This window comes from Mycobacterium sp. P2_H7 (assembly GCF_056403275.1).
Genome location: NZ_JBFUFU010000004.1, coordinates 118537 through 134703 on the forward strand (window position 1 = coordinate 118537; position 16167 = coordinate 134703).

Consider the following 16167-nt stretch of genomic DNA (forward strand, 5'->3'; position numbering starts at 1 on the left):
CGGGCCGGTACTGCGAGCCGGTCATACGCATGTCCTTCTCATCATGGCCGTGTACAGCACCTCCCGTACGCGAATGTGAAGGTGCACGCACTGTTGGACCGCCTCCAAGGAAGCATGCAGACGGTGACCGTTCTTCCGGTGCAGGGAGTTTGTTGATGTTCACGCTTCGGTTCGACATGCGCTCATCCGGGGACGACGGTGCGCCGTTTCGGGATCTGTATTCGGCGGCTATCGATATGTGTGCGTGGTCGGAGGACCGCGGCGGAGTGGCGGTGATCTTGTCAGAGCATCACGCTGCCACCGATGGTCATCTACCCTCACCGCTGGTGCTCGCTTCGGCCGTCGCGGCGCGGACCGAACGAATTTCGATCATGGTGGCCGCATTGGTGTTGCCGCTGTACGACCCGGTGCGCCTCGCCGAGGACATTGCTGTGCTCGACAATATCAGTGGCGGCAGGGTCTCCTACGTATTCGGTATTGGGCATCGCGACGAGGAATACGAGCACATGGGCATCAACCCGCGCGTCCGCGGTCAGCTGGCAGATACCCATGTTGAACTCGTGCTGAAGTTGCTCCAGGGCGAGCCGGTCACACATGCCGGCAGGCGGATTCACGTTACGCCGCAGGTTGTCGAATCACCACAGGTGACGATCGCCGGTGCCAGTCCTGCCGCGGTCAAACGGGCCGCCCGGCACGGCCTCGGCTTCGTGGCCCAGGCCAATCCGCCGGGTCTACTCGAACTGTTCGAAACCGAGTCCCGGGCGCACGGTCATGAGCCAGGGCCCACAGTCTTTCCGGACGCAGTCGCACCGACCACCGCATTCGTCTCCGACGACGTCGACGCCGCCTGGGCGGAGCTCGGGCCGTTCCTATTGCATGACGCCCGGATGGCGGCGTCCTACCGCCAAGGTGACGATTCGGTGGCGAGTATTACCAGAGCGAAATCGATTGAAGAACTGCGAGATTCGCCAGGTGCCTATGCCATCTTCACCCATGACGAAGCAGTGGCGCAGTTGCGGACGGGCCGCCCACTGGCGCTGCATCCGCTCTGCGGCGGGCTGCCGCCCGCCCTGGCCTGGCCATATCTGCAGTGCGCGGTCGCGGCCGAGGCCACGGCGGCCAACCGATGACTCTCTTCGCGCTGCTGCACGGAGGGATGCATCGAGGGTCGTGCTGGGACATGGTGCGCGATGAACTGCACCGACTCGGGCACCGCACGGTGGCCCCGGATCTGCCGGTGGACGTGGACGCGGCCGGCGCCGTGGAGTGGGCGCGGGTGGCGGCCGACGCGATCGACGATGCCGTTGGCCCGGCCGATCACAACGTGATCGCGGTAGGGCATTCGATCTCTGGTTTGGTACTGCCGGTACTCGCAACCATCCGTCCGGTACACCGACTGGTGTTTGTCGGCGGCCTGCTGCCCGTTCCGAACACCGCCTTCGCCGACCACCTCGCGGGCAATCCCGACGCCATCACCTTCCCTGAACCGCAGACGCGCGGTACCGGCCCGTTCGGATTGACCTGGGAGGCGGTGCGCGACGGCTTTTACCATGACTGCCCAAAAGATCTCGCGCAACGCGCTTTCCATGAGATGCGCAACCAGTCGTTCACGGTTTTCGTGGAGCCGTGTCCGGTTCCGAGTTGGCCGGATACGCCGTCGACATATATCCTCCTGCGCGACGATCGCGCCGTGGACCATTCCTGGGCACGTCAGAATGCCGTTGATCGAATCGGTGCCAGGCTCATCGAACTCGACGGCGGTCACTCGCCCTTCTTCTCACGGCCGGTCGAGCTGGCGCAGGTGCTGGCCGATGGGTGAGGTTCGAACCGACGGCCGATTGCGACGCCAGAACAGTGGCTGACAGATCGACGCCTACCTGTGCAACGCGATCAACGCGGGAGGGCTGACGGAGGGTGACCACGTCAACCATGAGGATACCGCCGCCGATATTGAGGGTCAGCCGCGTGCCGGTAACGTGAGGCGCCGGCGATCCTGGAGAACGACGGTCGTATGGAAATCGACTCTGACTCCGTCGCACCGTGGGCGCCGCACAACACAATTGACATATTGGATACAGTCAACAATATTGTGAGAATAAGCATTCTCGAAACGTGTAGCACGGGTTCTCGCAGTGCTGCGGATGAATGAGGGGCCTGATGTTCCACGAGTTGGTGCGGCTCGCCATTGCCTGGGGGGCGATGATCGGCGTTGTCGGTTTCTGGTACTGGTTGCTCGGCAACATTGGAACGTTCTGAAACGCGATGAACGAACAGGACCGCCGCCGGAAGCGAGCGCTCATCGTCTTCCAGATCGTCATCTACCTGGCGCTGCTCGTGATGTTCCTCATTCAGCTGCAGATGCTTTTCGTCAAAGACTGGTAGGGAACTATGAACGTCCCAAAACCCAACGGAAGCAGCTCTTTTGTAACGTTGGATGAGCATCAGGACGCCAGCCGGCTGGCCCAGCGGCAAGCTGACAAATGGCTCATCCTCGGCAGCGTCCTGATGGGTACGCTGGTGCTCGGTCCCATCGGGTTACCCATATTCTGCCGCGGTGTCGTGCTGTTCCGCCGGGCCGATCGAGCGGGCCTGTCGGTTCGGCCGATGATGGTCACCCTGATCGGTTACGTCATCATTATCGACGCGGCGATCAACAGCATCGGCTGGGGTTTGGACGTGTTCGCCAATCACGCGCTGGTCACCCGCACCATCTTCACCGCATGGGGCAATCTCATGGACGGAGGCTACTTCTGGCATTACAACGAGCTCTGGATCGGTGGTGCCGGCGCACCAGGTGAGAAGGCGTGGATCATTGTGTGCATCGTGGTGGTGTTCCCGATGCGGATCGCGGCAGCCATCGCGTTCCTGCAGATGAAGCGCTGGGGACACCAATGGATGATCGTCACCTGCTGGTTCGGTGTCATCGCCTGGTTCGGCTACATCTTGAACATGACGATGTACGCCGATGTTCGTTATGCCGGAACGGCATTCCCGGTCATCGGATGGTGGCTCTACAACATTTTCTACATCACTCCGTTCCTTGCGATCCCGTACCTCCACACGGTCAATCGCGAGGTCTTCACCGACTGACCCATTGATACTGAGAAAGCGGACACAGTGAGCGAGAAAGTTGCAGGCGACCGCGGCGAGGTAAGGGAGCTCCCGCTCGGTACCACGGCGCCATTCTCACGTATGCACACATGGCTCAAGCGTGGACTGTTCGTCTGTCTCTTCGGCCTGGTCATCGAAGGTGCGCTGACGGTTCCGGCGCTGGCGCTCTGGTACGGGTGGCCGACGTTGTCGCTCACCGAGATCTGCGGTGAGCTTCTGAAAATCCGGTACTCCGATGACACCCTTGAGTGCCAACAGCCGTACCCGATCGGCGGTCCGCCGTTCGGCGGTCCGCCAGAAGCCCGCGCCCAGCGGACTGCCCAGGACGACTGGGGTATCCAACCGGTTCCGAAGTATCCGAGCCTGGGATTTCGGGAACTCGTGCGCATCCATGAGGCACGGGAGTCCGCCCAGCCCGGGCAGCCGTAACTCGTTCGAGCGGCAACCCCATGCTGACGGCCTAGCCGGATTTTATCGTGTTGCGCGGCAGGGTGATCGGGAGATCCAGTGATGTCGATGTCGGGTGCGGCATCGACGACACACCTCTACATCCAGCCGCAGGTCGCACTCGATATGTGGTTCACCTCGATGAGACGGGTAGGTGTAGTTCGGTGCGGTCACCACTTGGGTGCCAGTCGGGGTGCGGTGCGACGATGTTGACGAGGTGGTGTGTCGTCGCGACACCGATCGTTCCTGGCCCGACGATATCGTCGGTATCGCGCCCGGTCTTGTCGGCGCTGTGCGCCCATACACCGGCCAAGTCGAGGTGTATGCGGCGGGGGATCGCACGTATTGTCGCGCTGCTGATCCACCCGGTGGAGATGACGGCGACCCGCGTCATGGAGCCGAGCCTTCCGTGACGTTCACGCGGTCTCTCAACAGAGCCGCCAGATCGGACTTCTTCACCTTGCCGGTGGCGGTGAAGGGTAACTGTTCTTTATCGGTGACCCAGATGTACTTGGGCACCTTGTAGGCGGAGAGTTTGGTGCGCAGACTTGTACGCAGCAGCTCGGCGTCGAGGGCCGTCCCGCCGTGCGGCACCACCGCTGCGGCGACGATGACTCCATGGTCGGCGTCCTCGGTGCCGACAACGTAGGCTTCCAGCACCCCGTCACAATCGCAGAGCGCAAGCTCGACTTCCGACGGTGTGACGTTGGTTCCGCTGCTGGTCTTGATTAGGTCACCCAGCCGCCCGGTGAAGGTGATCCAGCCGTCGTCGGATCGCACGCCGCAATCGCCGGTCCGGTAGTAGCCATCCGGTGTGAAGACATCCTCACGCTCCCGCTTGTACAAGCGTTGCATGAGTGAGTGCCCGCGGACCCAGATTTCGCCACTGAATCCACCGGGGAGCGCTGTGCCTGTCTCGGTGTCGACGATCAGGTGTTCCAGGCCCTCCATCGTCCAGCCCCCGGTCTGAGCGCGATCGGGCGGTTGCGGCATGTACGGGTCCACGCCGATGTGACTTCCGCACAGTTCGGTCATGCCGAGGGCGTTGGGCCCTTGCGGTCGTCGATCCGGCGCCACCATGGCCGGCATGCTGGTGCGCTCGACCGAATTGAGGTCCCGGTTCCCGAAGTCGGGGTGTTCGGCCAATGATTTCCCTTGCTGTGGCCAGCCCAGCGTATTCGTGGCGCGGTGACGTTCGATAAGCGCGAGCGCAGCGCCTGCGTCGAATGCCGGTTGGGTGACCAGGGTTGCGCCGTGGTGAATCACCGCGTGCAGTCCCGCGATGAGCCCGCCCACCCAGAAGAACGGCATCGAGGTGAACATCACGGTGTCGCCGTTCACCCCGTACAAGAAGGTCAGGTTGTAGGAATGGCGCACCAGCACGCCGTGGGTATGCACAGGCGCCTTAGGGTCGCCCGTGCTGCCCGAGGTGTAGATGATCATCGCGTCGTCGGCGGGAGTCACGCATGCTTCCGCGTCCACCAGGAAGTCGGCATCGATGTCAGCGGCCGGCTGCTTATCGGAGAGCGTCGCTGCCCAGGGTCGCTCGGCACCGTCCCACACAGCGATCGTGCGGAGGAATGGGGCCGACCGCACGGTGATCCGACCCGGACGGCACTGCGCGGACAACCCGGGCAAGGCTTCTTCGAGCAGGTCGGCGAAGTTTTGGTTCCGGAAGGTTGACCACGCCAGGATGGCGCGCAGATCCGCATGTCGTACTGTCCAACCCAGTTCCGCGGCCTTATGGAACGTGTTCAGCGGAACCGCCACGGCGCCGATGCGGGTGACCGCGAACCAGGTGATTGCCCATTCGATGCTGTTGGGCATCAACACCCCAACATGATCGCCCTTGCCCAGACCCATCGACAGCAGATGGGAAGCCAACCGAGCGGACCGCAGATCGAGGTCGGCATAGTTCAGAACCTGATCCTCGGCAATGAGGAACGGCTTGTCCCGGAATCGCGCGCCTGCTGATCGCACCAGCGCGGGGATGGTCGGGGTTATCGACGGGAACGGCATGAGCATAGAGCATACCGAATGTGAGAATCAATGTTCTCATTGACGCAGATCATTGCTTACACTGCAAGGATGGGCGGCGATGCAACATCGGATCTGGCGAGACGCGTCGACAGCATCGAGTCCGGTCTCGCACTGGCACAGTTGCCCAGTCGGTATGCGATGGCATTGGACGCCCGCGACATCGACACCCTCGTGGCGTTGTTCGTAGACGATGTGCATGCGGGCCCCGAGGGGGCCGGTAGGCCGGCGCTGAAGCGGTGGTACGACCAGGTGCTTCGGCGTTTCTATCGCAGTGTGCACCTGATCTGCGGTCACCAATTCGACTTCTCCGATGACGATCACGCGACCGGCTCGGTCTACTGCCGCGCAGAGCACGAGCAAGGTGACGGCTGGTATGTGATCACCATGCGTTACGAGGATGTCTACGAACGGCGCTGCGGTGAATGGTTTTTCGTCCAGCGCCGTGAACATCCGTGGTACTCGGTGGACGTGACGGAACGGCCCGGACCAGACTTCATCCGTTGGCCGGATGATGTGCTGTTGCGTTCCTCGATGCCGCAGAGGATGGCGTCCTGGCGGGAATTCTGGGAACGGGGCGACCCGGCAGCGCCCGCCCGGCTGTCATCACTCCCGTAAGTTTACAAACCATCCTGCAGCTGCCATTCTCGCAGATGAAAACGATTGTTATCAAGACGGTGGGTGCCGGTAAAGACAAAGGGAGGACACCATTTCCACTCAACGAGTACTCGAAGGAGTCCGGGTACTGGAGGTCGCGGCATGGACGTTCGTACCTTCGGCCGGGGCCGTTCTGGCGGAATGGGGCGCCGAAGTCATCAAGGTCGAACCGCGCACCGGCGGTGATCCGCAACGCGGACTCGTGACGATGGGTATCGTCGATGAGGGCGGGGGATCGGTCAATTACATGATCGAGATCCCGAACCGCGGTAAGAAGTCCATCGGTGTCGACTTGAGCACCGAGGGTGGGCAAGAGGTCGTCCGTGAGCTTGCCAAGTCCTGCGATGTCTTCCTCACCAGCTATCTACCTGATCGCCGCAGGAAGCTCGGCATCGACGTCGACGACATACGCTCGGTGAATCCCGGAATCGTTTACGTCAGGGGGTCCGGTCATGGTCCCAAGGGGCCGGATTCGGATAAACCAGGGTATGACGGCGTCTCCTATTGGGCGCGCGGCGGCATAGCGACCATGCTCACCGAGGACGGCGATGAACTGGTACGTTCACGCCCGGCCTTCGGCGATCTACTCGGAGGTATGGCCATCGCCGGGGGGATTGCCGCCGCGCTGTACAAGAAGGCCACCACGGGTAGCGGTTCGGTGGTGGATGTTTCGCTGTTGGCCTTGGCCGCATGGAATCTCAGTCCCGATGTGGCTGTCAGTCAGATACACGGTGGGACTTCCATTCCGAAGTACGGCCATGCCGACGCGCCCAACCCGCTTGTCGGGACGTACCGGACCAAGGATGGTCGATATGTCCAGCTGATGATGCTGCAACTGGACAGATTCTACGCGGAGGCCATGAGCACCATCGGACTGTCGGATCTGATCGAGGATCCGCGGTTCGCCGACCCGGCCTCGAGATACGAGAATCGCTCGGCGTTGATTGAACTGCTGGATCAGGTCTTCTCGACACGCACCCTGACCGAGTGGCGTGCGGCCCTGGCAGGCTTGACCGGGGCGTGGGGCATCGTGCAGACACCCGGCGAACTCTGCGAGGATCCTGCGGTGACCGCGAACGGCTATGTTGCGCACACCACCACGATGAACGGCGCGCCCTTTGTCCTGCCGACCAATCCGGTGCAGTTCGATGAACAAGCCGTCGTTCCGCCGGGCGCCCCGGAACACGGACAGCACACCGAAGAGATACTGCTGGCGGCGGGTCTGGAGTGGGAAGCCATAGAGAAGTATAAAGAATCGGGAGCCATTCTATGAGTGCGCAATTGACGTCTCGTGAGCCGGTGGAGTTCGACCCTTTCTCGCAAGAGTTCTTCGACGGCGCCTATGACACCTTCCGGCGATTGCGCAACGAGGCACCGGTCTACTACAGCCGGAAGTGGGACTTCTGGGCACTGAGTCGCTACGACGACGTCGCACCGGCCACCAAGGATCATGAGACGTACTCGTCGGCCAAGGGCGCGACACTCGACATGGTGAAGGCCCACGATGACGCCATCCCGGTGCCGAAAGTCATCATCTCGATGGACCCGCCCGAGCATCAGAAGATGCGCAAGCTCGTCAGCAATGTCTTCACTCCCCGGGCCATTGCGGCCTTGGAGGATACGGTCCGCGAGAAAGTGTACGAGCGCATCGAGCGTCTCGACAGCAGATCCTTCGACGTGGTCGCAGACTTCTCAGCGCTGTTCCCGAACGAGGTCATCACCACCATGCTGGGTGTCCCCAAAGAGGACCGCGAACAGATTCGGCACTGGCTGGACCTCCTGCTGGAGCGCCGTCCTGGCGAAATCGCCGTCCCCGCTGAGGGTTTCGAGGCCTCGATCAACACCGGGGTGTACTACTACAACTTGATCCAGCAACGTCGGAGACGGCCTTGTGACGACATGATCAGTCGACTCATCGAGACCGAGATCGAACGCGACGGCGTCGTGGAGAAGTTGACCGATGTCGACATCGCGGGGTTTGCCACACTGCTGGGCGGTGCGGGAGCCGAGACGGTGACGAAGCTGATCGGCAACGCGGTCGTCGCGTTCGCTGATTTTCCCGATCAGTGGCAGCGATTGCGCGCCGACCGGAGCAAGATACCCGCGGCCGTCGAAGAGCTACTGCGCTACCAGGCGCCGTCTCAGTATCAGGTCAGGACCGCCACCCGCGATGTGAGGCTGCACGGCAAGACCATTCCGCAGGGAAGCGTGGTCCTCCTGGTTACCGCAGCGGCTACTCGCGACGAGCGGATGTTTCCTGATCCCGATCGGGTCGATATCGACCGTGAGCGGAAGATGGGGTTCAATCTCGCGTTCGGCTACGGCATTCATAGCTGCCTGGGTGCGGCTCTGGCGAGAATGGAGAGCAGAGTCGCCTTGAACGCGCTGCTCGACTTATTGCCCGAATATGAGGTCGACCGCAGCGGTCTGCGTCGCGTCGCGATGTCGAATGTGAGCGGCTGGTCCAACGTCCCGGTACGCCGGCTCGACTGATCTCCGTCAGGCCGGCGGAAGCAGCAGCGGCGCGGCGGTGCGGTAGCGGCGCTTGCCGCTGAGAAACTGCTCGGCGGGCTGCACCGTCGCATCCAGTCCCGCGGCGACCATTGCATACGCCTTGAAGGCTCGGGCGGCGGTGCTGAGCCTGTGCTCCACGGTACCGATACCGGGATCGAGTTCGTCTGGCCAGCCGCCACCCCACATCACCACCTCGGCGTGCTGCTTCCGCGCGGCGGTGTTGAACATGCGCCGTGCCTGAATTTGGCCGCTGTAGACATCCGCGCTCATGAGCAGCACATCCGGCCAAGGCGACGTATCGAAGCCAACGGAATGCATGCGGCTCTGAATGCCGAGGATGCGTAACGAGCGTTCGTCCTCGGGAGTGACGGAGGCGAGTTGGATCTTGACGTCCCACCCCGCACCGACACGATCGAAGATGAGCCCACCGGCGAATCCGACGATGTCGGCGGCATTGCCTGCAAAGATTGCCATTCGGTGTCTGGTGGCGTAGTCAGGTTCTGGGTGAGTGGTATTTCTGTCGGGCCTGGCCGTTGCCATGCTCATAGTCACCCCTGTCTGTCTGTCTGTCTGTCTGTCTGTGTATTCGCCAGTAATGCATCATTGCACAATTGAGAATATATATTCTCATAGACGCTGAGTCTGCCCTCGGTCTGGGGCAGACTCAGCGCTTGGCTGGCCGCTCTCCTGCAAAGCCCCGTACAACGTATGGCCGGACGAACTCACTCACTGACTCGTCATCATCAATGAGCTCAGAAGGAGTGGTGAAGAGCGAGAACAACATACGGGCGAACCACTCCGATGCCGACGCGACGTCGAGTTCGTATCGGACTTCGCCGGTGTGCCGGGCTGCCGACAGATACGGGGCGATGAACTCGGCGCACTCCTGCAACAGCGTGGCGGCGTTCTTCGTCAGCATGATGTTGACTTCTTCTTGGTCGAAGTACACTTCAGGCTCGACGATTCGTCGAGCCTGGCAGACGAATACCGCCGCCCGTACGAGTTTGGCCTCCAGTGTGCTGCCGGCATCCCGTTCGATGGCTTTGGCCATGTTGCGGTAAAAGCGCTGAGACGCGGCCTCTGCGCACGCTTCGACGATGGTCTCCTTGTCCTTGAAGTACTCATAGAATGTGCTCCGGGAGACATCGGCCGCCCGCGCGATATCCACGATGGTGGTCTTGGCGAGACCGCGCGTACGGAAGCAGCGGAAAGCCGCCGAGATGATGCTCTCTCGGGTGTCGGCGGCAGTCGCTTGTGTCATCGAGCGCCAGACTAATCGACGGGTGCCAGGATCAGTCCGCTGGTCGGGACACCGGTGCCGGATGTGACCAGCACGTGTTCGACATCGGGGACCTGGTTGTACGACGTACCCCGCACCTGCCGGACCCCTTCGGTGATTCCGTTCATGCCGTGGATGTATGCCTCGCCGAGCAGCCCGCCGTTGGTGTTGATCGGCATTCTTCCGCCGATCGACAGGTCGTCGACGTCGACGAAGTCCTTGGCCTCGCCCCGGCCACAGAAGCCGAGCTCTTCAAGCTGGGTGAAAACGAACGGGGTGAAGTGGTCGTAGAGGAAGGCCGTGGAGATGTCCTGAGGCTTGAGTCCCGAATCGCGCCACAGCTTGTGACCGACGACGCCCATCTCCGGCAGTCCGGTGATGTCGTCGCGGTAATAGCTGGTCATCACCTCACCGTCGTAGGCGGCTCCTTGGGCCGCTGCGGTGATGACCGCGGGCTGCTGCGGCAGATCTCGAGCCCGCTCGACGCTCGTCACCACCATCGCGACCCCGCCGTCGCTTTCCTGGCAGCAGTCGAGCAGACGCACCACCGGCTCAATGATCCAGCGTGACTGTTGATGCTGTTCGAGGGTGATCGGCTTGCCGTAGAACCACGCGTCGGGATTGGTCGCCGCGTGCTTGCGGTCGATCACCGAGATCTTGCCGTAGTCGGCATTGGTCACCCCGTAGGTCGACATGTAGCGCTGCGCGTGCAGCGACACCCAGGCGGCCGGAGTCATGAATCCGAACGGTGCATACGGGGCCATCCACAGCGGCGTGACACCGGGCTGGCGACCGGCGCCACCGAACCGGAACCCGGACCGTTCGTTGAATGCGCGATAACACACCACGGCTTGCGCGGCTCCGGTCGCGATCGCCATCGCCGCCTGCATCACCGTGCCGGCCGCCGCCCCACCGCCGTGCGGGACCCTGGTGAAGAACGACAGGTTCTCGATGCCGACATTGCGTGCAACCTCGATCTCCTCGTTCTCATCGACGGTGAAGGTAACCATGCCGTCGATATCGGACGGGCGCAGACCGGCGTCGTCGATGGCGGCCTTCACCGCCTCGCACGCCAGCTGCATCTCCGTTCGGCCAGACTCTTTCGAGAACTCGGTCTGCCCGATCCCCACCACTGCCGCCTTGCCGCCGAGCTTGCTCACGCATCGACTCCGTCGAGCAGGCTCAACACCGCGGTGCCGCTGACGTGGTCACCAAGACTGTTGGTGCCCTTGAGCGACACCTCGACCAGACCTTCTCCATCGACGGACGATTTGCCGGTGACGCCACCGGTGAAACGCAGCGGATCATTCGGGAATGCCGGCACTCCGAGCCGGATCGACAGCTTCTTCACCATCGCCTCGGGTCCAGCCCAATCGTGCAGAAATTTAACGCACAGCCCGTTCGTCGTCAGGATGTTCAAAAAGATGTCGGGGGAACCCTGACCGGTGGCGAAGTCGCGGTCGTGATGCACCGGCATGTAGTCGCGTGACGCGATGGCGCCGGCCACGATCAGGGTGGTCGTGACAGGCACGTCCAGCGGGGTGATCTCATCGCCGACGTTGACCGCGTTGTAGGCGAGAGTCGCCTCTCGTGTTGCGGTGGAGGACATTATTTTCCTTCCGAGTATTTGGCGCCGAGGCGAGCGAGCTGTTGCGAGGCCGAGCCGAGTGCGAGCTCGATGTTCTTGGCCCACAGGTAGTAACGGGATACGGGGTAGGTGATATCGATGCCCATGCCGCCGTGTACCTGCTGGGCGGTGGCTACCACGCGGGCGCCGGCTTCGGCGGCCCAGAACTTGGCGATCGCCGCCTCTCTGTCAGCAGGTCTGCTCTCGGCGACCAACCATGCGGCGTGCCATGCGGTCCAGCGGATGGCCTGGATGTCAATGAAGGCATCTGCCATTCGCTGTTGCACTGCCTGAAACGAACCGATGGGGCGCCCGAACTGTTCACGTTCCCCGGTGTAGGAGGCCGCGATTCGTAGAGCCCGTTCGGCGACACCGATCTGAATGGCGCAGAGACCGACCAGTGCCCTGGTGTACAGGGCCCCGACGACATCACCGTCATCGACGCCACCGAGGCGGTGGGCACTCGCGTTCGCGAATGCCACGTCGGCGTGCGGCTCCCCGTTGGTGGTGTCGACGGGCGAGATCTCGACACCGGGAGCGTCGGTGTCCACGATGAACAGGCCTGCGCCGTCGTCGGCGGCCGCGGAAACGACAATCGCATTGGCCAGTTGCGCGGCGGGGACCAGTTTCTTGGCGCCGTCGATCAACCAGTCGTCGCCGTCGCGCCGTGCGGTCGTGCTGCGCGGCGCCGCCGGATTCGAGTTGCCGACCTCGGCGAGTGCGGCGGTGAGGATGAGGGTGCCGTCCACCACCCCCGGCAGGTAACGCTGCTGGGTTTCGGAATCACCGTGTCTGGCAATGGTGTCAGCACCAAGGAGCAAGGTCGGGTAGACCGGAACCGGGGCCACACTCCAGCCCACTTCAGCCAGCAGCACCCCCAGTTCTATGAAGCCGCCACCGCTGCCGCCGACCGACTCGGGGAGCGCGATGCCGAGCAGATCCGACGACGCCAGTTCGCCCCACAGCGCAGCGTCGTACCGCGTCTCACCCGATTCGAGTTCGGTCAGGTGCTCGGGCGTCGCGCGAGCCTCGAATAGCTGCCGCGCGACCTTGCCAACGGTTTCCTGCTCTTCGGTGAAAGTGAAGTCCATGTGCTTTCCGCCTTCGGTCAACGAGCCGGGTGGAACTGATGCAGCACCAGTTCGTCGCCGCTCGGAAGTGCTTCGAATGTCTCGTAGAACACCTCGACCGGCATCCCGACCTCGATGTCGCCAGGTTCGATGTCGCAGAGGTTCGAGACGATGCGCACGCCCTCGTCGAGTTCGACCAGTGCGACAACATACGGGTACTGCAGAAATGGCAGCGGCGGATACTGCGGCATGACGAAGCTGTACACCCTTCCGCGACCGGTCGATACGAGATGGTCCCAATCCAGCGACTGGCATTTTCCGCACATCGGCCGCGGGGGCACGCGTAACGTCTGGCAATTGGAACACCGCTGAATGCGAAGCTCACCGTGCTTGAGGCCGGTCCAAAAGAACTCGGTGTCTGGGCTGATCGATGGTGCGAGCCTGCTCGCCATGTCATCCACCCTTTTTGAAGCGCAGGGTGCGGAACCGTTGGAGGCCGAGAACCTCACCGTCCTGGTCGCGGTAGGTCGTCACCCAGGTGACGAAGAATCCGACACCCATCCCGGTTTTCTTCTCATCGGAGATGGTCTCGAATACTGTTTCGGCGGTGATGTCGTCGCCCACCCGCGGGTACCGCTCGATCTCGAATTCGGAGTTCGTTGCGACGATGCCGGTGTAGCCGGCATCGGCGAGGAACTGCAGAGGATTCTCGCCGAGCTCGACGGGAACCCCTCCGCGGTCGTGGATGCCTTCGAGCTTGGGCGGTGCCATCGTCCAGGACTGCAGCATCACCGGGGGCGAGACGATGCCGCCGTAGCGAGAGTGCGTCGCAAACTCCTCGTCGAGATACGCCGGATTGAAATCGCTCAGCGCATATGCCCAGTGCCGGATCATTGCCGCGTTCACCGGATCGGGTGATGAAACGGGCTGCCCCGCGCTTATCGGCTGTCCTATGAGGGCATCCAGGCGTTGGCGTAGTTCGCTTTTCGCTTCTTCAGTCATGTCCTGTTCCTTCGGTTAGGAGGCCCGCATGTCCCGTGGTGCCCGCGGCATCCCGAGACCGGCCATCGCGATGATGTCGCGCTGGAGTTCGTTGGCGCCGCCGCCGAACGTGTTGATGACGGCGAGGCGGAACGCGCCCTCCAGTTCGCCCTGCAGCGGGGCGGCGTCGTCTTTGCGGACACCGGCGTGGCCGACGACGTCCAGCAGTTCGCGAGCTACCACCTGAGTGAGCTCTGTGCCGAAAACCTTTGAGGCAGAAGCTTCGGCCATGCCCAACGCTCCTGCCCCCATGTTGGCGTTCACCCGCAGATTCAGCAGCCTGTAGGCGCCGACCTGAGCTTCTACACGCGCCAGTGCCTGTTGAACCCACGGCTGGTCGATCACGACACCGTCGTCAAGCGGGGTCTTCTGGGCCCATTTCAGGGTTTTCTGGAACAACGGTTCGAGGGCGCCGAGATTGCCGAGAGCCGCACGCTCCAGGTTGAGCTGGTTGGTGACGAGTTTCCAGCCCTCGTTCTCGCCAAGCACGATCGCACTGGCGGGGACCCGTACGTCGTCGTAGAAGGTGTAGTACGTCCTGACTCCCGGCATCGTGTTCAATGGCTTCCAGGAGTACCCCACCGAGTCGGTGGGCACCATGAAGACGGTGATGCCCTTGTGCTTTTTGACCGTCGGATCAGTCCGCGCGGCAAGCCAGATGTAATCGGCGAATTCCGCGCCACTGGTGAACATCTTGGAGCCGTTGATCACGAACTCGTCACCGTCCCGTACGGCGGTGGTGCGCAACGAGGCCAAGTCGCTGCCGGCACCGGGCTCGGAGTAGCCGATGGCAAAATCGACCTCGCCCTTGAGGATCGCCGGGAGGAACCGGGTCTTCTGCTGGTCGGTACCGAACTGAATGAGAGTGGGCCCCACAGTGTTCAGGGTGATCATCGGAAGGGGCGCGTTTACCCGCCGCGCCTCTTCTCCGAAGATGTACTGTTCCAACGCAGTCAGCCCGTGACCGCCGTACTCGATGGGCCACGCGACGCCGAGCAGGCCTGCCGCGCCCAGTGCACGGCGGACCTCGGTCATCGCGTCGCCGCCCTCCATAAGCCCCGCGACGGCCGCTCGTCGCTCGGGTGTCATGACAGACGCGAGGCGCTCTCGGTAGTCCTTGCGGAGCTGCTCCTGCGCTGGCGTGTAGTCGAAATCCATCAGACGCTCACTCCGAGTCGTACCGGCATACTCTTGACGCCGGGTGTCATCGTGGCGCGCAGGCGCGTCACATTCCCGGTCAGTTCGATGGTCGGATAGGTTCCCAGCAGGACCTCGAAGAACACCCTCGCCTCGAGTCGGGCGAGCTGTGCACCTAGACACGCATGCTCGCCGGCGCCGAAAGCGATGTGCGGGTTGGGGTTCCGCGTGATATCGAATTGCTCGGCGGTGGGTCCGAATATTTCCTCATCGCGGTTGGCCGAACCGTAGAGCATGACGATCGTATCGCCCGACTTAATCCGCTGTCCCCGGATCTCGACGTCCTCGGTGGCCCGTCGAGCCATGTGCGTCACAGGGCTGGTGTAACGCAGCATCTCCTCGACAGCGCTGGGCATCAGTTCGGGATTTGAGCGGAGTAGGGCGAACTGGTCCGGGTTCTCGATCAGTGCCAACGTTCCGAGCGCGATCAGGTTGCGCGTCGTCTCGTTGCCCGCCACCAGCAACAGGAACGAGAAGTTGAGCAGATCCTGATCGGTGAGCCGCTCGCCGTCCACTTCCGCAGCGGCGAGGATCGAGAGCAGATCATCCTGCCCGGACGCCTCGCCGGACCGCCGCATCGCGATGAGTTTGGTGAAGTATTCGTACAACTCGCCTAGTGCGACCAGGTGATCCATTTCGATGTCAGGGTCGGCCGTGCCGACTGCCGCGTCCGACCACGTGCGGAACTTCTCCCAGTCCTCGGTCGGGGCGCCCAGCATCTCGGCGATCAACCGGGTGGGCAGGGGAGCGGCGAGATCCTCGGCGAACTGCTGTGTCTGTGACGGGTCGATCTCGTCGACGATCCCCTTGACCAGGTCGCGCACCTTCGGTTCCAGCAACGTCACCTGACGGCGGGTGAAGCCGGAGTTGATCAGCTTGCGCAACTGCCGGTGCCGGGGCGGATCCGTGAAGATGAGGTTGCCCTCCTGGACCGGTTCGGGCTGGCTGGGATCGGGGATGGTGATGCCCTTGGTGGACGTGAACTGCATCGGATGGCCGGACACGTACCGGATGTCCTCGTACTTCAGTAATGCCCAGAAGTCGGTGACGTCGTTCCACACCACGGGGGTGGAGTTGCGGAGTTCGAGATAGGCCGGATAGGGGTCGCCGGCATAGAAATCGGGCGAGTGCAGGGGTACGGATGTTGTCGGCACCTGAGGCCTTCCGATCAGCAGTGGAGTAATCGG

Annotated in this window: 18 protein-coding genes; 7 read left to right on the forward strand and 11 right to left on the reverse strand. The window is 62.6% G+C overall.

Going from position 1 to position 16167, the window contains the following annotated elements; all coding sequences use genetic code 11:
* Positions 1–155 precede the first annotated feature (155 nt).
* The 4 genes from AC1DY7_RS04960 to AC1DY7_RS04975 all read left to right on the forward strand — a co-directional run bounded on the left by AC1DY7_RS04960 (position 156) and on the right by AC1DY7_RS04975 (position 3540).
* Positions 156–1130: an LLM class flavin-dependent oxidoreductase gene (locus tag AC1DY7_RS04960; RefSeq protein ID WP_477492545.1), complete on the forward strand. Its 975-nt coding sequence runs from the start codon at positions 156–158 to the stop codon at positions 1128–1130.
* A complete protein-coding gene (locus AC1DY7_RS04965) occupies positions 1127–1819 on the forward strand; it encodes an alpha/beta fold hydrolase (protein WP_477492546.1) in 693 nt (230 codons plus the stop codon). Before AC1DY7_RS04960 ends, AC1DY7_RS04965 begins: the two co-directional genes overlap by 4 nt.
* Before the next feature lie 569 nt (positions 1820–2388).
* Positions 2389–3090: a hypothetical protein gene (locus AC1DY7_RS04970; protein WP_477492547.1), complete on the forward strand. Its 702-nt coding sequence runs from the start codon at positions 2389–2391 to the stop codon at positions 3088–3090.
* Between the two features lie 102 nt (positions 3091–3192).
* On the forward strand, positions 3193–3540 hold the full coding sequence (locus tag AC1DY7_RS04975) for a hypothetical protein (protein ID WP_477492548.1): 348 nt from the start codon (positions 3193–3195) through the stop codon (positions 3538–3540).
* Positions 3541–3691: 151 nt separating this feature from the next.
* Here the strand turns inward: AC1DY7_RS04975 and AC1DY7_RS04980 are convergent, their stop codons facing one another.
* Both AC1DY7_RS04980 and AC1DY7_RS04985 read right to left on the reverse strand, forming a co-directional pair.
* Positions 3692–3952, reverse strand: coding sequence for a hypothetical protein (locus AC1DY7_RS04980; RefSeq protein ID WP_477492549.1), 261 nt, complete (start codon positions 3950–3952; stop codon positions 3692–3694).
* Positions 3949–5577, reverse strand: a complete 1629-nt coding sequence (locus tag AC1DY7_RS04985; RefSeq protein ID WP_477492550.1) for a class I adenylate-forming enzyme family protein — start codon at positions 5575–5577, stop codon at positions 3949–3951. The genes AC1DY7_RS04980 and AC1DY7_RS04985 overlap by 4 nt, the downstream gene beginning before the upstream one ends.
* Before the next feature lie 69 nt (positions 5578–5646).
* Here AC1DY7_RS04985 and AC1DY7_RS04990 point away from each other — a divergent pair, with 69 nt between their 5' ends.
* From AC1DY7_RS04990 to AC1DY7_RS05000, 3 genes are all read left to right on the forward strand, one after another.
* A complete protein-coding gene (locus AC1DY7_RS04990; protein WP_477492551.1) occupies positions 5647–6213 on the forward strand; it encodes a nuclear transport factor 2 family protein in 567 nt (188 codons plus the stop codon).
* A 91-nt stretch (positions 6214–6304) separates the two neighbouring features.
* Positions 6305–7525: a CaiB/BaiF CoA transferase family protein gene (locus AC1DY7_RS04995; RefSeq protein WP_477492707.1), complete on the forward strand. Its 1221-nt coding sequence runs from the start codon at positions 6305–6307 to the stop codon at positions 7523–7525.
* Positions 7522–8745, forward strand: coding sequence for a cytochrome P450 (locus AC1DY7_RS05000; protein ID WP_477492552.1), 1224 nt, complete (start codon positions 7522–7524; stop codon positions 8743–8745). Before AC1DY7_RS04995 ends, AC1DY7_RS05000 begins: the two co-directional genes overlap by 4 nt.
* A 6-nt stretch (positions 8746–8751) precedes the next feature.
* Here AC1DY7_RS05000 and AC1DY7_RS05005 read toward each other — a convergent pair whose 3' ends face one another.
* From AC1DY7_RS05005 to AC1DY7_RS05045, 9 genes are all read right to left on the reverse strand, one after another.
* Positions 8752–9312 (reverse strand): hypothetical protein, encoded by a 561-nt coding sequence (locus AC1DY7_RS05005; protein ID WP_477492553.1) that lies wholly within the window; start codon positions 9310–9312, stop codon positions 8752–8754.
* 118 nt (positions 9313–9430) lie between these two features.
* On the reverse strand, positions 9431–10027 hold the full coding sequence (locus AC1DY7_RS05010) for a TetR/AcrR family transcriptional regulator (RefSeq protein WP_477492554.1): 597 nt from the start codon (positions 10025–10027) through the stop codon (positions 9431–9433).
* Positions 10028–10038: 11 nt separating this feature from the next.
* Positions 10039–11205: a lipid-transfer protein gene (locus AC1DY7_RS05015; RefSeq protein WP_477492555.1), complete on the reverse strand. Its 1167-nt coding sequence runs from the start codon at positions 11203–11205 to the stop codon at positions 10039–10041.
* Positions 11202–11654, reverse strand: coding sequence for a MaoC family dehydratase (locus AC1DY7_RS05020; protein ID WP_477492556.1), 453 nt, complete (start codon positions 11652–11654; stop codon positions 11202–11204). Before AC1DY7_RS05020 ends, AC1DY7_RS05015 begins: the two co-directional genes overlap by 4 nt.
* Positions 11654–12763: an acyl-CoA dehydrogenase family protein gene (locus tag AC1DY7_RS05025; protein WP_477492557.1), complete on the reverse strand. Its 1110-nt coding sequence runs from the start codon at positions 12761–12763 to the stop codon at positions 11654–11656. Before AC1DY7_RS05025 ends, AC1DY7_RS05020 begins: the two co-directional genes overlap by 1 nt.
* Positions 12764–12780: 17 nt before the next feature.
* On the reverse strand, positions 12781–13194 hold the full coding sequence (locus AC1DY7_RS05030; RefSeq protein ID WP_477492558.1) for a Zn-ribbon domain-containing OB-fold protein: 414 nt from the start codon (positions 13192–13194) through the stop codon (positions 12781–12783).
* Position 13195: 1 nt separating this feature from the next.
* Positions 13196–13744, reverse strand: coding sequence for a MaoC family dehydratase (locus AC1DY7_RS05035; RefSeq protein ID WP_477492559.1), 549 nt, complete (start codon positions 13742–13744; stop codon positions 13196–13198).
* Between the two features lie 15 nt (positions 13745–13759).
* Positions 13760–14941: an acyl-CoA dehydrogenase family protein gene (locus AC1DY7_RS05040; RefSeq protein WP_477492560.1), complete on the reverse strand. Its 1182-nt coding sequence runs from the start codon at positions 14939–14941 to the stop codon at positions 13760–13762.
* The gene (locus tag AC1DY7_RS05045) at positions 14941–16113 is read right to left on the reverse strand and encodes a cytochrome P450 (protein WP_477492708.1); all 1173 of its coding nucleotides are present in this window, start codon (positions 16111–16113) and stop codon (positions 14941–14943) included. The genes AC1DY7_RS05040 and AC1DY7_RS05045 overlap by 1 nt, the downstream gene beginning before the upstream one ends.
* Positions 16114–16167 lie beyond the last annotated feature (54 nt).